Genomic DNA, 17,268 nt, shown 5'->3' with positions numbered 1-17,268 from the left:
TCAGCCCTGACTCGGTTTGCCGGTGACGAGACCGACCTGGGACAGTTCGAGCCGGCGCAGAAGATCCAGCACTTCGATGACTTTCTGGTATTGCACCGTCGCGTCGCCGCGCACGATCACCGGAAAATCCGGGCTCTGCGCCTTCTCGATGCGCAGGCGTTCTTCCAGCTCGGCCAGCGTCACCGGGTAAGCGTCGAGGAACACCTGGCCGCCGTCGTTGACCGAAATCGCCTTGGTCTTGGCCTCGGACAGCGACACCGAAGCGCTGGCCTTGGGCAGGTTGATCTGGATCCCGGAAACCTGCGCGGTGGCGGTGAGGATGAACATCACCAGCACCACCATCAGCACGTCGACCAGCGGGGTGATGTTGATGCTGTCCACCGCGGCATCTTCGTCATCGTCGTGGGAGGCATTTACAGACGCCATGTCAGTGCTCCTCAGGCCGGTACGGAGTGGTTGGCGTGATGGCCGCGCTGATGCGACGCCTCACTGAACTGGCTCTCGCCGTGCATCTCCGCCAGACGGGTGATGAACTCGTCGACGAACACGCGCATGTCGGCGCTGACTTCCTTGTTGCGGGTGATCAGGCGGTTGTAGCCAAACAGCGCCGGGATCGCGACGAACAGGCCCATCGCCGTGGCCAGCAAAGCGGCAGCCATGCCGGGCGCGATGGCGTTGATGTTGACGTCGCCGGCCATCGCCGTGCCGAGGAACACCACCATGATCCCCAGCACGGTGCCGAGCAGGCCGATGTACGGGCCACCGGCGATGGCGTTGGACAGGGTCGAGAGTTTCGAGCTGAGTTGCTGGTTTTCGCGGGTGCGCACGCCGTCCATGGAGCAGCGGATGGCTTCGATGGTCGCTGCGGAAACTGACGAGGTATCAGCGCCCTGCTCGCGGCGGGTGCGGATCTCTTTGACCGCCACCAGATACAGGCGCCACAGCGACGAATGCTGCAAACGCTGGGCGAGTTGCGCGTCGTCGGCAAACATCTCCAGGCGCGTGCCGACCTTGGCAAACTGCACGCGGAAATCTTCGTTGGCCGCAGACACGCGGCTGAGGCTGCGGTTCTTGCGCAGCATGATGATCCACGACTGGAACATCATCAGCACCAGCACGGCGATGATCACCCAGGCGTCGATCGGCACGGCGTTGAGCAGGAAGCCCAGGCTGCCGAAACCGAAACCGGACTGTTCTTCGTCGACACCGTAAGCGACCAGTTTTGATTCGGCGCCTTGCGAAGTCGCGTCGGCCAGCAGCAACGCGGCCGGGCGTGAAACCTTCGACAGGCGCAATTCATCGATAGCGCCCACGAACGGCTGGAACGGGCCTTCGTGCAGGTCAGCGCCAATGGCCATGACCGAGTTGAAGGCCGGCATCGCCTGAGCGAGCGTCGTGCCTTCGTGGCCATTGATGTACAGCGTGACTTTGGCGCCTTCAGCGGTCAGCGCAACGTGTTGCCATTGGCCCGGATTCAGCGCTTGTGTGGCGACGGCACGTTGGCCATCGATTTCTACAAACGGCACACCTTGGTTGGCGCCGATCAGCAAACTGTTGGCGCCTTCACGGCGAGCGAGAATCAGTTGCTCGCCATTGGCCTGATCCAGACGCAACCAGGCACTAAAGGTGAACGCACTGCCGGCGCCGTGCTGCAGCGAAGGACTGGCCGGCAGCAACAACGGCTGGCCGCTGAACTGCAAGGCGCGCCCGACGACGCCGTCAATCACCGCGCCGGTGGCGCTTTGCGCGGTGTTGCCGTAAGCGGTGGTGTCTTTGGCCGGGGTGCCGGTGGCGCCGTCGAAGTGATACAGCGCGGTGTAATTCGGATCAAACGTCAGTTGGCCGTTGCCGGTCGCCGGCGCCTTCTGATTGCCGTAGTACATCCAGATGTCCTGGCGCTGAGCGCCCTCGACATTCGGCACATCGACCCAGATCAGCGCCATGCCCATCAGTGCGTCGAAACTCTCGATCTGGTGGTTGAGCACGGTTTTGTCATCGGCAGCGACAAAGCGCAGATCCGAACCGTCCTCCTTGACCCCGTCGAAGGTGAAGTTACCGGTGTGCAGGCGCACCAACAGCGCCGTGCGACCGAGAGCCTGATTGATCGCCGCTCCTTGTGGCGTGGTGTCGACAGCGATCTGTTTGCGGTAATGCCAGTCGTCCTGCCACCAGGCCTGAGCCGTGGCCGGGAGCACGAAGCCCAGGCAGATCAACAACGAAAGAATGAGGCGCTGCATGAACGTGCTCCTTTAAAAAGTGGCTTGAAGGTTGAAGTGCAGGCGCGATTCCTGTTTCGAGGTGTTCGGCCCTTCGAGTAGCGGGTAGCCCCAGTCGAGGCTGCCGGACAGCCATTTGCTCAGGCTGGCGCGGGTGCCGAGGCCGACGCTGGCCAAGGCGTAATTGGCGTCCTGATCCGGCAGTTCGTCGCGCAGATACAGTTGCGCGCCTTCGGCGAAGGCATAGAAACGCCAGTCCTGCATCCAAGTGCCGGCGTACTTGGCCAGCGACGGCGTGCGCACTTCCTGGCTGAGCAGCAAGCCGTCATCGCCGGTGCGTTCGGCGGCCAGATAGCCGCGTACTGAAGTGGCGCCACCGGCTGAGAATTGTTCGTTGGAAACCAGTGGTCCCGAGGCCAACTGGAACGCGGCTTTGCTTGCGCTCTGCCAATCGCTGTCGAAGGTCCAGGTGTAATTGGTGTCGCCCTTGAGCACGGCGAAACTGGGTTTGGCGCGGTAGCGTTTGTAGTCGAAATCTTCGTCGGAACTACCGTAGCCGAAGATGCTGCGGGTCGCGGCCACGAGGCTCAGGCCGAGGCCGAGCTGGCTCTTCTCGGTGTAGCGGTAGCCGTTGTAGGCGAAGGTGAACGGTGCGTATTGCAACGGGACTTTGTCGCTCTCGCCGGACAGGGTCAGACGTTCGTCGAAGTCCTTGAAGTCGATGCCGGCGGATAGCGAGTTCGACCAATTACCGCTGGAGGGCAGCGTATAAATCGCCGACACACCGTAGCTGTGGCCCTTGCCGAGCACGTTGCTGCCGCCGATGGTGGCGACGTTGCTGTCGGACTGGTAACCGGAAAACTGCACGCTCCAGCGCTCGGTCAGCGGCGCAGTGTAGGAGCCGGACCAAACCTTGGCGTTATCGGTTTCCTGCGGTGCGGTGAAGAACGTCAGGTTGACGCTGTGGCCAAGTTGCCAAAGGTTGTTGTAACCAAGGCTGGTGACGGTGCGCAGCTTTTCCGTGTCGGCGCTGTAGTCGTTGTTGAGGCCGACGCTGGCGGTCCATGGGTTCTGGTCTTCGACCTGCAAATCGACGTCCATGGTGCCGGGGCGCTGGCCTTCGCGCACCAGCGGCATCACTTGCCGGCCCGGGGTCTTGTTGAGCTGTGCGAGCTCGCCCTGGACCTTGGCGAAGTCCGGCACCTCGCCTTCTTTCAATGCCGGAACGTCGTCGCGGATGTCCAGCGGCGAATAGTGTTTGGCGCCGACCACACGCACCCGGCCGACCTTGGTTTCGCTGACTTGCAGGTAGACGATGCCGTCGGCCACGGCTTGTTCCGGCAGCTCGACGAACACTGACTGATAGCCACGCTCCTGATAGGCCTTTTGCAGCGCGTCCCGAGCACCTTCGATATCCGTGAGGGCTTTTTGCGGACCAAGAAACGGGTACACCGCTTCTTCAATCGCCCGCGCATCGAGCACGGTGTTGCCGCGTACGAAGTACTCGTTGACGTCGACCAGACGTTGCGCCGCTGCGTTTTCGGCAGCCTCTTCGGCCAATGCCGGCTGCACGCCCGCCGTCACCAGCAGCCAGCCCCACAGCGCCAGCCGTGACTTGAAAATCGGTTCCACACTACCCCCTGAATTCGCGATGACCTGTTGGCGTTTCGAACGCCGCGTGTATGGCGTCAATTGCTGGCTGTCGAGGCGCAGGCGTGTTTGCCCAGCCATGTGTGCAAAAGCGCGAAGTTCAGCGAGAACTCGGGCATTTGCAGCAAGGCACCGCAGAACACTTCGCCGATGATTTTTTGAATGAGCAGCACCGCCCGTGGCTCGTTGAGCAACGTGGCGATGTCGCGACTAAGGGCGTTGAAGCTCCAGACTTTCTGGTTCAGGCCGAGGCCGACGAACCAGCGGAACAGCAGGTTGTAATTGAGCTGTTCATACAGTTGCTGCTCGCTGGGCACCGAATACAGCAGTTGCAGGAGCAGGATGTGCATCACGGTTTGCGCGGGGATCAGCATGCCGGGTTCGGCATTGAGGTCATGCAGGAGCTCGCGGTGGGCGTCGAGCAAATCGTCGATCTGCGGGCGCAGCAACACCAGCGAATGGCCCGGCGGAATGTAGCTCGACACCTCTTTCAAGGCGCCCTGCCAGTCATCCTGCGAGACAATCCAGACCCACGGCGCGCCGTAGCGATACACCGAAACCGGCTTCTTGCGCGCGGCTTCGACGATCTTCGACAGGCGTTGATCGAGTTCCTGCATGCCCACTTTCGAGTAGCGTTCCATAGTCCCCATTGCCTCACTCCCGGCGTCCCGCCTCGGCTTGTGAAAAGCGCCCCGTTGGGCCCCTCAAGCGCGTTACATAGGCATGACCGGACTGGCGATGTGCTACCGAACTTTTGTCATAAAAGCTTCATTACGTCGTATGGGTGTACACACATCCAATGTAGGAGTGAGCCTGCTCGCGATAGCGGTGTGTCAGCCAAATAAATATCAACTGACAGGACGCTATCGCGAGCAGGCTCACTCCTACAGGGGATTTGTAGTGATGCGGGTCAGGTGTAGACGGGCCAGGTGTCGACGATTTTGCCGTTGCGCACGGCGAGCAAATCGCCGAATTGCAGAAGTACGGCTTCGGTCTGGGTCGGGCGCAGGAACACCTGGTCTTCCACAGTGAGGCCGACGGCACTGGAGCCGTTGACCATTTCCTGATTGGAGCTGCGACCATACACGCCGTTGCTTTGCAAACCAGCGGGCGATTCGAACTCGGCCATCCAGTTACCGCCGTAGATGAAGAAGGTCTGGCGCTGATTCTGGTCCCACCACGAAAACAGCTTCGACTTGTCATCCAGCGCCGGAATATTCACCGCGCCAGTGCTTTTCAACACGGGCGTGGCGATATAGGTCGCGGGCACATGCTCGGTCAGCGATGGCAAATCATAGTGCGTCGGTTTGAGCATCGCCGTGCCCACCGACACTTCGCTGCTGAGCTTCTCGTTTTCGTGAATGCGATAACTCGGGCTGCCGGCGGTGTTCAGGCACAAGCCGTCATGCCACAACGCGGGAAACTGCTGCCGGGTGAAATCGACGCAGCGCTGATAAATCGCCATGACCTTGGCGAACAGTTCCTCCGGTGAGCCGAGAATCCCCGGCACGCCCATACCCACGAACGGGTCGTAACCCATGAAGCCGGCGAATTCCAGATGCTGCGGGTTGGCGCTGATCAGCGTGAGCATCTGCCCCAGTACGTTGAGGTCGCTGACCCCACCGCGATGCAGACCGACATCCAGCTCAATGTTGATGCGCATCCGCGTGCCCGCACCCTGTGCGAGTTGCAGGTATTGCTGCAATCGTTCGGCGCCGTCGAGCAGCCATTGCAGTTGCTTCGCGGGATCGAACGAGCCTTTGTGCGATTGATAGAACAGCTCCGCCGAACGCACCGGCAATGGCTTGCCCAGCAGAATGTCGGACTGCGGAAAAACCTGCGCATCGTGATTGAGAAACGGCTGATGAAACGACATCAGCTTCTGCGTTCCGGCACGTTGCGCGATGTAGCTCAACAGTCCCGGCGATGGCAGCGACTTCTCAACCAAACGCAATTGCTTGCCGCCGCGTTTGACCGATTGCATCACCACATCGATGTTGTGATCGAGCCGATCCAGGTCGATCAGCAGCACCGGGCGCATTGGCCCGTTGTCCTTCAATTCTTTGTTCAGCGCGAGGAAATAGTCGCTGTACGGCGCGCCGTGATCCCCCGGGCGCAACCACGCGCCAACACCGACCAAGAGAGCGCCGACACCCAACGTACCGAGAAGAAAATTACGTCGATTGACCGCCATCAGCTCACCCCCAGAATCGACGACAAATGCGCATTGAGCAACCGCCCGCTAGGATCCAGGGCCTGGCGCACATCGATAAATTCGCGCCATCGCGGGTACAGCGGTTGCAGGTTCTTCGCGTTGAGCGTGTGCAACTTGCCCCAGTGCGGCCGGCCGTTGTACTTCCAGAAGATCGGCTCGACCGCGGCAAAGAAGTTGTGATGATCCATCTGGTAGTGCTGATGCACCGAAATCGAACAGCTGTCGCGCCCTTCGAACATGCTCAACGGAATGTTATCCGCCTTGACGTAGCGGTACTCGATGGGAAACCAGGTGCGCAGATCCTTGTCCTGAATCAGCTTGAGAATTTCGCGCAGGCACGCTGGGCCGTATTCGGCCGGGACCGAATATTCCATTTCATTGAAACGCACGGTGCGCACGTTGGCGTAGATGTCGAACGAGTCGCCGACGCGGTCATCGAAACTGGCCAGATGACGCAAGTTGTTGAGCAGCGTGCGGCGCAGGTCGGGGAAGTCGCTGCCGTACTTGTCGATCTTTTCGATCAGAGTGACGAACTCGTTGCCGCCCTCTTCTTCCGGGCTGATCGGCGGTTTCGCCGGGTCGTCGGTTTCGTTGAGGGCAATGGACAAGGCGTAGTCAGAATGCGTGACGACAAGCATTTCCCAGTGTTGGTTTTCACGGGTGTGGTTGTCGATGTCCTCCAGCAGCTCTTCAGTCTTGGCGATCCACTGGCGTTCGCGCAGGCGATAGGCCGGGCGGTTTTGCAGGCGGATTTTCGTCGCCACGCCGAGGGCGCCGAGAGAAACCCGGGCGGCGTTGAATACTTCCGGATGCCGTTGGCTGTCGCAGTCCAACACTTCGCCATTAGCCGTCACCAGTTGCATGCCGCAGACGTGCGCCGAGTAGGACTGGAAGTTTTTGCCGGTGCCGTGAGTCGACGTCGCAATGGCTCCGGCGAGGGTCTGGTAATCGATATCGGCCATGTTTTGCAGGGCCTGACCAATGTCTTTCAGCGGCAGGCCCATGCGTGACATCGGTGTGCCGGCGGCGAATTCGGCTTGCAGGGTTTTCGCATCGTGATCGAGCAAACCATTGAAGTAACTCAGCGACAAAAGCGTGCCATCGGTGGGCACCAGTGCACTGAAGGAATGTGCCGAGCCGACCGGACGGATCTTGCCTTGTGCCTGCTTTATCGCTGCCACCAGCTCATCGAGGTTCTTCGGCGCCAGTCGCGCCGCAGGCAGGCAACTCTGCCCGCCCGACCAGTTACGCCAGGGGATCAGCCGTGGCGCGCGCAGCAATTGTCCCAATGCCGGGTTGCTGGCCAGCGCACTGAAGGCGCTGACAATGCTTGCCCGCTGCAACAACTGACGCCGAGTCAGATCCATGGTCATGCCGGGCACCTTATTCTGGGAGGGCTTGGTCGGCCATGAAGCCGATCAGTTGCAAAAACTGCTCTTCGCTGCACTCGACGCACTGGCCCATCGGCGGCATGCCGTTGTAGCCGTTGATGGCGTGGTCGAGCAGCGTGTCGCTGCCCTGCCGGATGCGCGGCTCCCAGGCTTTGCGATCACCGGTGAGCGGCGCATTGGCGGCGGGGTTGGCGTGGCAGAGCTGGCAGCTGTTGGCGTAGATCTGCGCCAGTGCCGGGTCTTTGGGGGTCGCGTTGGTCGTGGTGACCACGGGCTGGGGTTCATCGCCGCAACCGGGCAGCATCATGGCCAACGCCAGCAGTAGAGTGAGTCGGATTGCCCGCATAACGGCCTCGCTTATTGTTGTGCTCACACATTAAGGCAGCAGCTGCAGCGGGTTGAGGGCATTGCAGGCCAGAGAGGGGGGCAAACGGGGCCAGCCCTGCCCTCTCCCCCGATGATCGTTCCCACGCTCTGCGTGGGAATGCAGCCCCGGACGCTCTGCGTCCGCTTGGAACGCGGAGCGTCCCTTGAGGCATTCCCACGCGGAGCGTGGGAGCGATCAGGCCAGCGGTTTCGTGCTCTCCTTGAAGCTCTGTTTTGCGCCTCTGCGTGACATTCGGGTGACATTTGCGGGTTTAAATTCCGGCGCATTCAGGCGTATAACCTTTAGAGACTTTTTGATCTGCATGCGGACATCAACACGGGGTAGCGACATGACCACAGCAAACATCCTTGGCAATCTGTTCCCTTCTGTCAGCGACATCCCGGAAAAATACCGCCTCGACGCTCAGGTCGAGCAACGCGAATACCTGGTCGACGGCCAGTTGCGCCGCTGGGACGGCCCGCTCGCCACCGTGCGCAGTCCGGTCTACCTGAAAGGTGACAACGGCGACGAGCAAGTCATCCTCGGCAGCACGCCGCTGCTCGACGCCGACACCGCGCTCACGGCCCTCGACGCTGCCGTGCGTGCCTACGACCGCGGCCAGGGCCTGTGGCCGACCATGCGCGTGGCCGAACGCATCCAGCACGTCGAAGCCTTCCTCGGCCGCATGCGCCAGCAGCGCGAAGCCGTGGTGAAGTTGCTGATGTGGGAAATCGGCAAGAACCTCAAAGACTCGGAAAAAGAGTTCGACCGTACCTGCGACTACATCGTCGATACCATCAATGCGCTCAAGGAACTCGACCGCCGCTCCAGCCGTTTCGAGCTGGAGCAGGACACCCTCGGGCAGATCCGCCGCGTGCCGCTCGGCGTCGCCCTGTGCATGGGCCCTTACAACTATCCGCTGAACGAAACCTTCACCACGCTGATTCCGGCGCTGATCATGGGCAACACCGTGGTGTTCAAACCGGCCAAGCTCGGCGTGCTGCTGATTCGCCCGCTGCTCGAAGCCTTCCGCGACAGCTTCCCCACCGGCGTGATCAACGTCATCTACGGCAGCGGCCGTGAAACTGTCAGCGCACTGATGGCCAGCGGCAAGATCGACATCTTCGCCTTCATCGGCACCAACAAGGCCGCCAGCGATCTGAAGAAACTGCACCCGAAACCGCACCGCCTGCGTGCTGCGCTGGGTCTTGACGCGAAGAACCCGGGCATCGTCTTGCCGGAAGTCGATCTCGACAACGCTGTCAGCGAAGCAGTGACTGGCTCGCTGTCGTTCAACGGCCAGCGCTGCACCGCACTGAAAATCCTCTTCGTGCATGAAGACGTGGTCGACAGCTTCATCGAGAAATTCAACGCCAAACTGGCCACGCTGAAGCCGGGCATGCCGTGGGACAGCGGTGTGTCGCTGACGCCACTGCCGGAATCGGGCAAGGTCGATTATCTGCATGGTCTGGTGGCGGATGCGCGCAGCAAAGGCGCCGAAGTGGTCAACCCCAATGGCGGCGAATCCCGCGAGTCGTTCTTCTACCCGGCGGTGCTGTACCCGGTGAACCCGCAGATGCGTGTCTATCAGGAAGAACAGTTCGGCCCGGTGGTGCCGATCGTGCCATACCGTCATCTCGATACCGTGATCGACTATGTGCTGGAGTCGGATTTCGGCCAGCAGTTGAGCATCTTCGGCACCAACCCGGTGGCAGTCGGACGGCTGGTCGACACATTCGCCAACCAGGTCGGGCGGATCAACCTCAATGCTCAGTGCCAGCGCGGTCCGGATACCTACCCGTTCAATGGCCGCAAGAATTCCGCAGAAGGTACGCTGTCAGTACATGATGCATTGCGGGTGTTTTCGATCCGCACACTGGTGGCAACCAAGTTCCAGGACAGCAACAAGGATCTGATCAGCGAGATCATTCGCGGTCGTGATTCAAGCTTCCTGACCACCGACTACATCTTCTGACGAGGGCCTTGCACTGAGTACGTTCAGCACCTACCGACTGCCGCCACTGTTGCGTCGAATTCTGCGTCCGCTCCTGGACCCGTATCGCCGCTACCGACACGCCCGATTGATCCACGCGGTGCGGGTGGCATTGGGGTTGCTGGCGACGATTGTGCTGACCACCGGCATCAACCTGCCCCACGGTGAGTGGGCATCGGTGACCATGCTGGTGGTCATCGGCGGTTTGCAGCACCACGGCAACATCGGCAAGAAAGCCGCCGAGCGCGCGACCGGTACTTTGATTGGCGCCGGCGTCGGTTTGTTACTGGTGGCGCAGCATGCGTGGCTCGGCATGCCATGGCTGACCTACTTTGCGATGGCGGTGGTCTGTGGCTTCTTCTCCTATCACGCCATCGGCAAGGGCGGCTATACCGCCCTGCTCTCGGCAATTACCGTATTCATTGTCGCCGGGCATGGCGACAACCCGATCACCGACGGTTTGTGGCGTGGCGTCGACATTCTCATCGGTATTGCGCTGGCGCTGGCGTTCTCCTTCGCTCTGCCGCTGTACGCGGTGTACTCGTGGCGCTACAACCTGGCCGATGCCTTGCGCAATTGCGCGACGGTATACAGTCGAATCATCAACGGCCAGCCGGTCAGTGCCGACGAGCACCTGAAGCTGATGAGCCGTTTGAGCGCGGTGATGGTGCAATTGCGTTCGCTGATGCCGTCGGTGTCCAAGGAAGTAAAGATCTCCATGACCGAACTCGATGCGATCCAGCGCAACCTGCGCATGTGCATCAGCACCCTGGAAATCCTCGGCAACACCCGCCCCGATGCCAACGACCCCGAAGCCATGGCTCATCTGCAATCAGCGTTGAAGGCCGAACACCGCATGATCCGCGTGCAATTGATCGGCATGGCCCGCGCCTTGAAATCCGGTGCGATACAGCGCCTTGATCGTTCGCTGGCGTTACCGGACGCCAGCCTTGATGCGCCGGTCTACAGCGCGCTGGACGGCTATCGCCTGTTGACCCGGCAACTTGCGGCGAACATCGCCGAGATGCGCCAGCGCCTGGCCAAAACCGCACCGCGCTGGAACATCTGAGGTTTATTGCGCAGCCAGTCGACGCGCCTTGAAGCCCCAGCCCTGCTGCATGCCAGCGGCCGCGAGGAGAATCGCCGCCACACCTAGCCATTGCAAAGTCTGCAAGCGATGACCGAACGCGAACCAGTCGACAAAAATCGCTGCAATCGGGTAAATGAAGGACAGTGCGCCAGTGAGCGCCGTCGGCAATTTCTGGATGGCACCGTACAGCAACACATACATCAAACCGGTATGAACGATGCCCAGCGTCACCAGACTGGCCCACGCCCCCGGTGTTGGCGGCAGTGCGGAAAAATGCGCGAACGGTGCGAGCAGCAGCACGCCAGTGCAGACCTGGATCAATGCGATCAGATGTGGCGGTGTGCCGGTCAAACGCTTGATGATCAACGCTGCAATTGCATAGAGAAAAGCCGCACCCAACGCCAGGGCAATTCCCACCAGATAGTCGTTACCGCTGTTGCCTTGCTGACCATGGGCGCTGACAATCGCCAGCATCCCCATAAATGAAATTGCCAGCCAGAACAGCTTCTGCACGGTTATTTTTTCGCCGAGAAACAGTGCCGCCAAACCGACCAGCATGAACGGCTGCACGTTGTATACCGCAGTGCCAATGGCGATTGAAGCCCGCGAGTACGAAGCAAACAGCAGCACCCAGTTTCCGACAATCGCCATCCCGCTGAGCACCGCCAGCCAGAATGTCGTACGGGTCAGAATGCCCGGCCGCAGAAAACCGAATGCCGCGCAAATCAACAGCAAGGTAGCGGCACCGAATACGCAGCGCCAGAACACCACGTCCAGAACCGCTTGCCCGGAAACCAGCACGAACCAGCCAATCGTCCCGGATATCAGCATGGCAGCGGTCATTTCAAATGAGCCGCGACGGATCGGGTTGTCCATCTTCAATCTCCTCAGCATTTGGCGAAAGCGTGACAAAAGTATGCCAAGCGAACACGGCATCGCTCCAGAGTAAAAGGCAGGCTAAACTGCAGATCTGCCTTTTTTATCGAGGGTGATTATTAGAAATCGCCTAATCCGGGAGTTGAGTGATGACCGACGATATCGACCAGATTCTTATCAGCGCACTGATGGAGGATTCACGGCGTTCGCTCAAGGCGCTGGCGCAAATCAGTGGTTTGTCTTCGCCCAGCGTGGCCGAGCGTTTGCGCCGGCTGGAAGAGCGTGGCGTGCTCAAGGGCTACACCGTGGAAATCGACCCGAAATGCTTCGGCTATCAATTGCAGGCCATCGTCCGGGTACGGCCGCTGCCGGGGCAGTTGCAGGAGGTCGAGCGCCAGATTCTGTCGATTCCGGAATTTACCGAGTGTGACAAGGTCACCGGCGAGGACTGCTTTATCGCCCGCCTGCACGTGCGTTCGATGGAGCAGTTGGACACGCTGCTCGACCGCCTCAATACGCTGGCTGAAACCAACACGGCGATCGTCAAGAAAACCCCGGTCAAACGCCGCTTACCCCCGATGGCGTGAGTGCTTTTTCTGCATGTTTGGCTTAGATTGGGGTTTTTCCGGCGAAGGATTGGCGGTATGAAAGTTCAAGCAGTGATGCTGATGGCGTTAATGTTAGGCGGTTGCGGGACAGTGCAGACGGTGATGCGCGACGATCAGGTCGCCGTCGACGATTTGAAATCGAACAAATCCTATTGTGGGGCGGTGCCAAGGATCTACAGCGGCGTGATGTATGACTTCTGCAGCCTGCATGCGCCGATAGACCAAGGTAACAAGTACAACGCCGCCCTCCCCGGTTGGGCAATTGATGCCGTGGCTTCCGGGGTGCTCGACACCTTGTTGCTGCCTTACACGATCTACAGGCAACAGACTGACGGCAGCATCATCATCAATTGATCGACTACCTGTCCGCGCCAACCGACATTGTCACAGGCAACAAAAAACCCGCATAAGCGGGTTTTTTGTTTTTTGCACGTAACAATCAGTCGTCGCGGCTCATGATGCCAAAGATCTGCAACAAGCTGACGAACAGGTTGTAGATCGATACATACAGGCTGATGGTCGCCATGATGTAGTTACGCTCACCGCCGTGGATGATGGCGCTGGTCTGGAACAGGATGCACACGGACGAGAACAACACGAAACCTGCGCTGATCGCCAGTTGCAGACCGCTGACCTGAAAGAAGAAGCTCGCCAGCGTTGCACCCAGCAACACGAAGAAACCAGCGGTGATGAAACCACCGAGGAAGCTCATGTCCTTGCGGGTGATCAGCACGTAGGCCGACAGACCACCAAACACCAGCGCGGTCATCGCGAACGCCGAGCTGACCACTTCAGCGCCGCCCTGCATACCCAGGTAACGGTTGAGGATCGGGCCGAGCAGGAAACCCATGAAACCCGTCAGCGCAAAAGCGGACACCAGGCCCCACGCGGAATCACGGAGTTTGTTGGTGAGGAAAAACAGCCCGTAGAAGCCGATCAGCACCACGAAAATGTTCGGGTAGCCAACACGCATCTGCTGTGCGACGAAAGCCATGACGCCGCTGAATGCGAGGGTCAGAGCCAGTAGGCCGTAAGTGTTGCGCAGGACGCGGCTAACCTCTAGCTGCTCAGCCTGCACGCTGTTATTAACTGCGTAATCCTGTTCGCGCATGGCGACACTCCTGTTGGTTTGAAACGTTCAGTCGCAAAGATCATAACAGACGCTCTGTAACAAGCCATGCAGAGAGTTTGACAGTGTGTTTCATTCAGGTATTATGGCGCCCGCAACGCAACGGAGGTGTGGCCGAGTGGTTTAAGGCAACGGTCTTGAAAACCGTCGACTGTAACAGGTCCATGAGTTCGAATCCCATCGCCTCCGCCATATTTGGTACCGACAAAGCCCTGATTATTCAGGGCTTTGTCGTTTCTGGCGTCCTGAAAAATTTCCTTCGTGCCAGATGCGTTCCATACTTTTATGGATGCGTTCCATAACTCGCCTCGTTTTTCCCCCTTCTATGGCGTCCTGCCGAACGTAAAACACTCTTCATGTAACACGGTGCTACGCTGATTCTTTGGCTGCCAAGGAAACCAAAAATGCCCAACTCCGACCTGCTCCCTTCCCTTCTCCTTAAAATCAACGAAAACCAACTCGCCCTCGAAGCCGCCATCATGGAATTATCCAACTGGGTCGAGCAGCGCGGATCGGCCGATGTGGCCGAAAATGTCCGCGGTGCCCTCTGGGCAATCGACAAGAACTAAGAACTCATCAAGATGACCTTGGCAGTTTTAATGACACCAGATTAACAGCTCGTCGCCTCACCCTCGCCCACCTGCCCCGCCTAGATCACTGTACATGCACACAGCACTTGTACAGCGAATCCCGCAGCATGAATTTCGACCAAGCGAAAACACTCCGGCTCCAGCGATGGCGAACAACTCTCGATGACCAGGACTTCCACATGCAAAACCCAGAGGGACATAGGGAAACCCTCCATGAGATGGCAGCCACGCTCCTCGAAGAGGGCCTGATCAACCAGATTGAGCAGTTCGAAATGAACGAGATAGCAGACGCAGCGTATTGGCACGCCGTCGAGGAGTTGCAGAACTCTCCCGGACACTACCGCGGCGCCTCGACCTATGACGTCGTTCAAGTCGACAACGGGAATCTACTGGGCACCATCAGCCGGTCAATCTTCCACTTCGAAAGTGATGAACCGCGCGGCGCTTCCTTCGCCTACGACGGCAAGGTCTACACACTCGATCGTTTCGGCGATCGCGTCGACTGCACGAGCTGCTCCGGTAAAGGTTTTGTGACGAAATTGCCAGCTCCAACTCTGCGCTGAAACTCGGCTTGAAAAAATAGGTATGTGCGGATTTGCTGGCGTTTTTGGGTCGGGGGTTTTAAAGGGCATCAGGGTGCATTCAACCCCCTAGCCCCCTAAAAAACGCAGGAATGGTACAAAAAGTGGTACGGATGTTTGCGCCAAGGACGGCCCGCGTGTGACACCTTCCGGCCTGATCTCCCAAATTCTCAGGCCATGCGCCACAATGGATTTCCAAAATGGAATCCAGGTGACGCATGGCCGCTTACTCGGTACGACGCTTCCTTCAACCCGTGGTGATTGCTTTCTCTTTCGCTGCCGGTTTTTTCACCTGTCTTTGGGTAAAAGGGTTGCTTCAACCATCTGGCTGGGCTGATGCACTATCTGGAATTGCCACAGCAGTAGCCCTCTTGCTCGCTGTCGTAACTTATATCGGATGGCATCGGCAGAAAGTTCGTGAGGATGCATACCACACTAAGAAGCTCTATATTTCGTGCCTCGTGAGCATAGAGGCGGCTACTGTTAGAATTACGGGAACATTGTTTGGACTCGTCCCAGCAGCAGGAATGATTGTTCCAAGTGATGCGCAGGCCAAGTCCAGCCTAGAAAAAGTTTTAGATGATTACAACGACTTGAGGCATCACTCTCAATCCCTTATCGCGACCTGCAGCGAGCTCAAGTTTTGGGGGGCCACACTGAGCAAAGCCTCAACCAAAGAGCATACCGGAATAATTATTGCACTCGAAGAGTACTTGACGTCAGTGCACTACCTACATAACAGTTTAGTAAACGTTTACATCCAGAAATCAGAAGACAATACCGTTGAAGGCTGGAAAGCCAGATTTAATGACACAAGTAAGAACCTGGGTGAACTGTTCGAATCTAGAAAGTCGAAAAGCATGAATACAGTTTTTGACGACTGAATCTTTCAGAGTACTTACCAACTAGGAACACCGGGCAGCAATTACTTAGTGAGGGCGCTCACGTAGGCCTGGCACGCTTTCAGCGCGATCAGCCCCCTGTCGCCGGTGTCGGTGTCGGTGTCGGTGTCGGTGTCGGTGTCGGTGATGGCGATAATTCGTTGAGCATGCGCTGGGACAAGTTCGGCTCTTGTGGGGCCATGAACCATGCCGCCGGTGGCGGTGGTGGCTGACAGCGTTCCGTTGCCGGCGCCGGTGGTGGCGTCGAGTAGGACTGACAGGCGCAGATCAGCAGTGGCAACGCCCGCCGCCAAGCGGGCGTTTTGTCGCCCGAAACAAAAAGGCCGCGATCGTTGACCTTGACGCGCGTGAATTGGCCCGGCGTCTTGTTCTTCGGCAAAACCTCAAGAATGGCCGCGTCGACGTAAGCTCGCGAGGCCACCACAATCGCCGGGTCAATCTTGAGCTGAATGTTGCCGGTGTTGGTAACAATGAAGTTCATCCGCACGATCTGCGTGCGCCCGGAAAGCCGCGGCGAGGAGGAAGGAGCGCGGCGAAGAGGAAATCAGGTTGCACTGCCTGCCCGGTACGTGCCAAGCACTTGCGGAGCTGATGGCCTGGAGCGGCATCGAGGAAGCAGGCGAGACAATCACGCTGATGATTCACCACCTGCACAGCCGTGGCCCGGGCGGCGCCCTTCCCCTGCTTGAGCCGCCGCAACACGAATACGTGATACCTGAAAACGTGTCGCGGAAATTGAAACTCGCTTTTGACCGCGAATCCCTTCGCGTCATTCTTGACGAATAACGTGTGCCTACATGTGCCTACTGTTGCGAAATTCTAAACTCGAAGTCTATACAGGTGGCTCTCAGCTCGATACGCCTTGAGGACTAGGAAAGCACATCTATTCGCTCTCGTCATTTGAGCTTGATTCATTCTCCAAGATTTTGTACATCTCAGATCGATAATATTCACGCATCTCGGGAATTGAGCTGAACTGAGTTAGTGATAAATCTATAGAAAGGCAGGCAAGGCTATCCAGTGTTTTCTTATGTCGATCATTTTTGTTAGCAAGCATCAAAAGCTGCTCTTGTTTAACCGGCTTTCCCTCAAATGCCCAATTAGCTAGCGTCTGGACGCCTTGTGTCGTTCTATCGACGATTCCCTCGTACAGGGATACATGTCTATCAACCATGCTCAAGAGATGATCCAGCGTACGATTGTATTGATCTTTTTCTGCTGTTTCCGCTACAAGCCTTAACTGTTCTTTCTGAGATAGGAACGTATCGCGTTGAAGAAGTTGCATTTCCTGAAACTCATCACGCTGAGTCTCCAATAACTCCCTCTGCAGAAAGACTGTCCTCAAAACAGCCAACAGTGTAACAAAGGAAATAAGAGGACCAAAAACGCCGCCGATATAGCTTCCAAAATTCGACCAATCGCTAGAGTTAGCTGACAAGTCGCCGCCGAACTTATATCTATAGGCAAATATCGCAACCGCTAAAACAACAACAATTAATACACAAGAAAAAACCAAAAAAGCAGTTAAAGCATCGAAACGCTTAGTTGCTGCAGCTCTCATAAATCCTCCCGGTTATTTTCAAATGATCGCACGAAGGCATTACTCAGGGTATCCCTATGTCCGTTTAACAGGTCGACGAAAATAAGCTCGAGCGCGATC

General features: G+C 58.2%; 18 protein-coding genes, 1 tRNA gene and 1 pseudogene. 9 read left to right on the top strand and 11 right to left on the bottom strand.

Going from position 1 to position 17,268, the window contains the following annotated elements; all coding sequences use genetic code 11:
- From ACOYXJ_RS23015 to ACOYXJ_RS22985, 7 genes are all read right to left on the bottom strand, one after another.
- A complete protein-coding gene (locus ACOYXJ_RS23015) occupies positions 1–426 on the bottom strand; it encodes an ExbD/TolR family protein (protein ID WP_007915482.1) in 426 nt (141 codons plus the stop codon).
- Between the two features lie 11 nt (positions 427–437).
- Entirely contained in the window at positions 438–2,237 is a 1,800-nt protein-coding gene (locus tag ACOYXJ_RS23010) for a DUF2341 domain-containing protein (RefSeq protein ID WP_460371639.1), read from the bottom strand.
- A gap of 12 nt (positions 2,238–2,249) precedes the next feature.
- Positions 2,250–3,848, bottom strand: coding sequence for a ShlB/FhaC/HecB family hemolysin secretion/activation protein (locus ACOYXJ_RS23005; RefSeq protein WP_460371637.1), 1,599 nt, complete (start codon positions 3,846–3,848; stop codon positions 2,250–2,252).
- A gap of 56 nt (positions 3,849–3,904) precedes the next feature.
- Positions 3,905–4,516, bottom strand: a complete 612-nt coding sequence (locus tag ACOYXJ_RS23000) for a transposase (protein ID WP_007915478.1) — start codon at positions 4,514–4,516, stop codon at positions 3,905–3,907.
- Positions 4,517–4,776: 260 nt separating this feature from the next.
- Entirely contained in the window at positions 4,777–5,985 is a 1,209-nt protein-coding gene (locus ACOYXJ_RS22995) for a DSD1 family PLP-dependent enzyme (protein ID WP_460373014.1), read from the bottom strand.
- 74 nt (positions 5,986–6,059) lie between these two features.
- Entirely contained in the window at positions 6,060–7,388 is a 1,329-nt protein-coding gene (locus ACOYXJ_RS22990) for a D-arabinono-1,4-lactone oxidase (protein ID WP_460373012.1), read from the bottom strand.
- 76 nt (positions 7,389–7,464) lie between these two features.
- Positions 7,465–7,818, bottom strand: a complete 354-nt coding sequence (locus ACOYXJ_RS22985) for a c-type cytochrome (protein ID WP_460371634.1) — start codon at positions 7,816–7,818, stop codon at positions 7,465–7,467.
- A gap of 370 nt (positions 7,819–8,188) precedes the next feature.
- Here ACOYXJ_RS22985 and ACOYXJ_RS22980 point away from each other — a divergent pair, with 370 nt between their 5' ends.
- Together ACOYXJ_RS22980 and ACOYXJ_RS22975 are read left to right on the top strand one after the other, a co-directional pair.
- Positions 8,189–9,814 carry an NADP-dependent glyceraldehyde-3-phosphate dehydrogenase gene (locus ACOYXJ_RS22980; RefSeq protein WP_150708450.1) on the top strand — a complete coding sequence of 542 codons (1,626 nt, stop codon included), beginning with the start codon at positions 8,189–8,191 and terminating at the stop codon, positions 9,812–9,814.
- A 46-nt stretch (positions 9,815–9,860) separates the two neighbouring features.
- Complete coding sequence (locus ACOYXJ_RS22975) at positions 9,861–10,901, top strand: FUSC family protein (protein ID WP_460373010.1); 1,041 nt, start codon at positions 9,861–9,863, stop codon at positions 10,899–10,901.
- Between the two features lie 3 nt (positions 10,902–10,904).
- Here ACOYXJ_RS22975 and ACOYXJ_RS22970 read toward each other — a convergent pair whose 3' ends face one another.
- Positions 10,905–11,798 (bottom strand): DMT family transporter, encoded by an 894-nt coding sequence (locus tag ACOYXJ_RS22970; RefSeq protein ID WP_102898967.1) that lies wholly within the window; start codon positions 11,796–11,798, stop codon positions 10,905–10,907.
- A gap of 149 nt (positions 11,799–11,947) precedes the next feature.
- Between ACOYXJ_RS22970 and ACOYXJ_RS22965 the strand changes: the two genes are divergently transcribed.
- Complete coding sequence (locus ACOYXJ_RS22965; RefSeq protein WP_007915449.1) at positions 11,948–12,385, top strand: Lrp/AsnC family transcriptional regulator; 438 nt, start codon at positions 11,948–11,950, stop codon at positions 12,383–12,385.
- A gap of 57 nt (positions 12,386–12,442) precedes the next feature.
- A complete protein-coding gene (locus ACOYXJ_RS22960; RefSeq protein WP_095118700.1) occupies positions 12,443–12,760 on the top strand; it encodes a YceK/YidQ family lipoprotein in 318 nt (105 codons plus the stop codon).
- Positions 12,761–12,845: 85 nt separating this feature from the next.
- On the opposite strand, the gene ACOYXJ_RS22955 is transcribed toward ACOYXJ_RS22960, so the two are convergent.
- Positions 12,846–13,517: a Bax inhibitor-1/YccA family protein gene (locus ACOYXJ_RS22955; protein WP_095118699.1), complete on the bottom strand. Its 672-nt coding sequence runs from the start codon at positions 13,515–13,517 to the stop codon at positions 12,846–12,848.
- Between the two features lie 122 nt (positions 13,518–13,639).
- Here ACOYXJ_RS22955 and ACOYXJ_RS22950 point away from each other — a divergent pair.
- From ACOYXJ_RS22950 to ACOYXJ_RS22935, 4 genes are all read left to right on the top strand, one after another.
- Positions 13,640–13,727, top strand: a tRNA-Ser gene (locus tag ACOYXJ_RS22950).
- Positions 13,728–13,939: 212 nt separating this feature from the next.
- Positions 13,940–14,104 carry a hypothetical protein gene (locus ACOYXJ_RS22945; RefSeq protein WP_460371630.1) on the top strand — a complete coding sequence of 55 codons (165 nt, stop codon included), beginning with the start codon at positions 13,940–13,942 and terminating at the stop codon, positions 14,102–14,104.
- Positions 14,105–14,232: 128 nt separating this feature from the next.
- Positions 14,233–14,688: a hypothetical protein gene (locus tag ACOYXJ_RS22940; protein WP_460371628.1), complete on the top strand. Its 456-nt coding sequence runs from the start codon at positions 14,233–14,235 to the stop codon at positions 14,686–14,688.
- A gap of 236 nt (positions 14,689–14,924) precedes the next feature.
- Positions 14,925–15,590 (top strand): hypothetical protein, encoded by a 666-nt coding sequence (locus ACOYXJ_RS22935; protein WP_460371626.1) that lies wholly within the window; start codon positions 14,925–14,927, stop codon positions 15,588–15,590.
- Between the two features lie 41 nt (positions 15,591–15,631).
- Here the strand turns inward: ACOYXJ_RS22935 and ACOYXJ_RS22930 are convergent.
- Positions 15,632–15,916: pseudogene (locus ACOYXJ_RS22930) on the bottom strand (hypothetical protein); the annotation flags it as partial.
- 235 nt (positions 15,917–16,151) lie between these two features.
- On the opposite strand from ACOYXJ_RS22930, the gene ACOYXJ_RS22925 reads away from it, so the two are divergent.
- Positions 16,152–16,394: a hypothetical protein gene (locus ACOYXJ_RS22925; protein WP_460373008.1), complete on the top strand. Its 243-nt coding sequence runs from the start codon at positions 16,152–16,154 to the stop codon at positions 16,392–16,394.
- 97 nt (positions 16,395–16,491) lie between these two features.
- Here the strand turns inward: ACOYXJ_RS22925 and ACOYXJ_RS22920 are convergent, their stop codons facing one another.
- A complete protein-coding gene (locus ACOYXJ_RS22920; protein WP_460371624.1) occupies positions 16,492–17,169 on the bottom strand; it encodes a hypothetical protein in 678 nt (225 codons plus the stop codon).
- Positions 17,170–17,268: the final 99 nt, after the last annotated feature.

The organism is Pseudomonas sp. Tul2A7 (genome assembly GCF_054790505.1).
The sequence above is the reverse complement of the archived record's forward strand: the minus strand, read 5'-3'. Positions and strand labels throughout refer to the sequence as shown.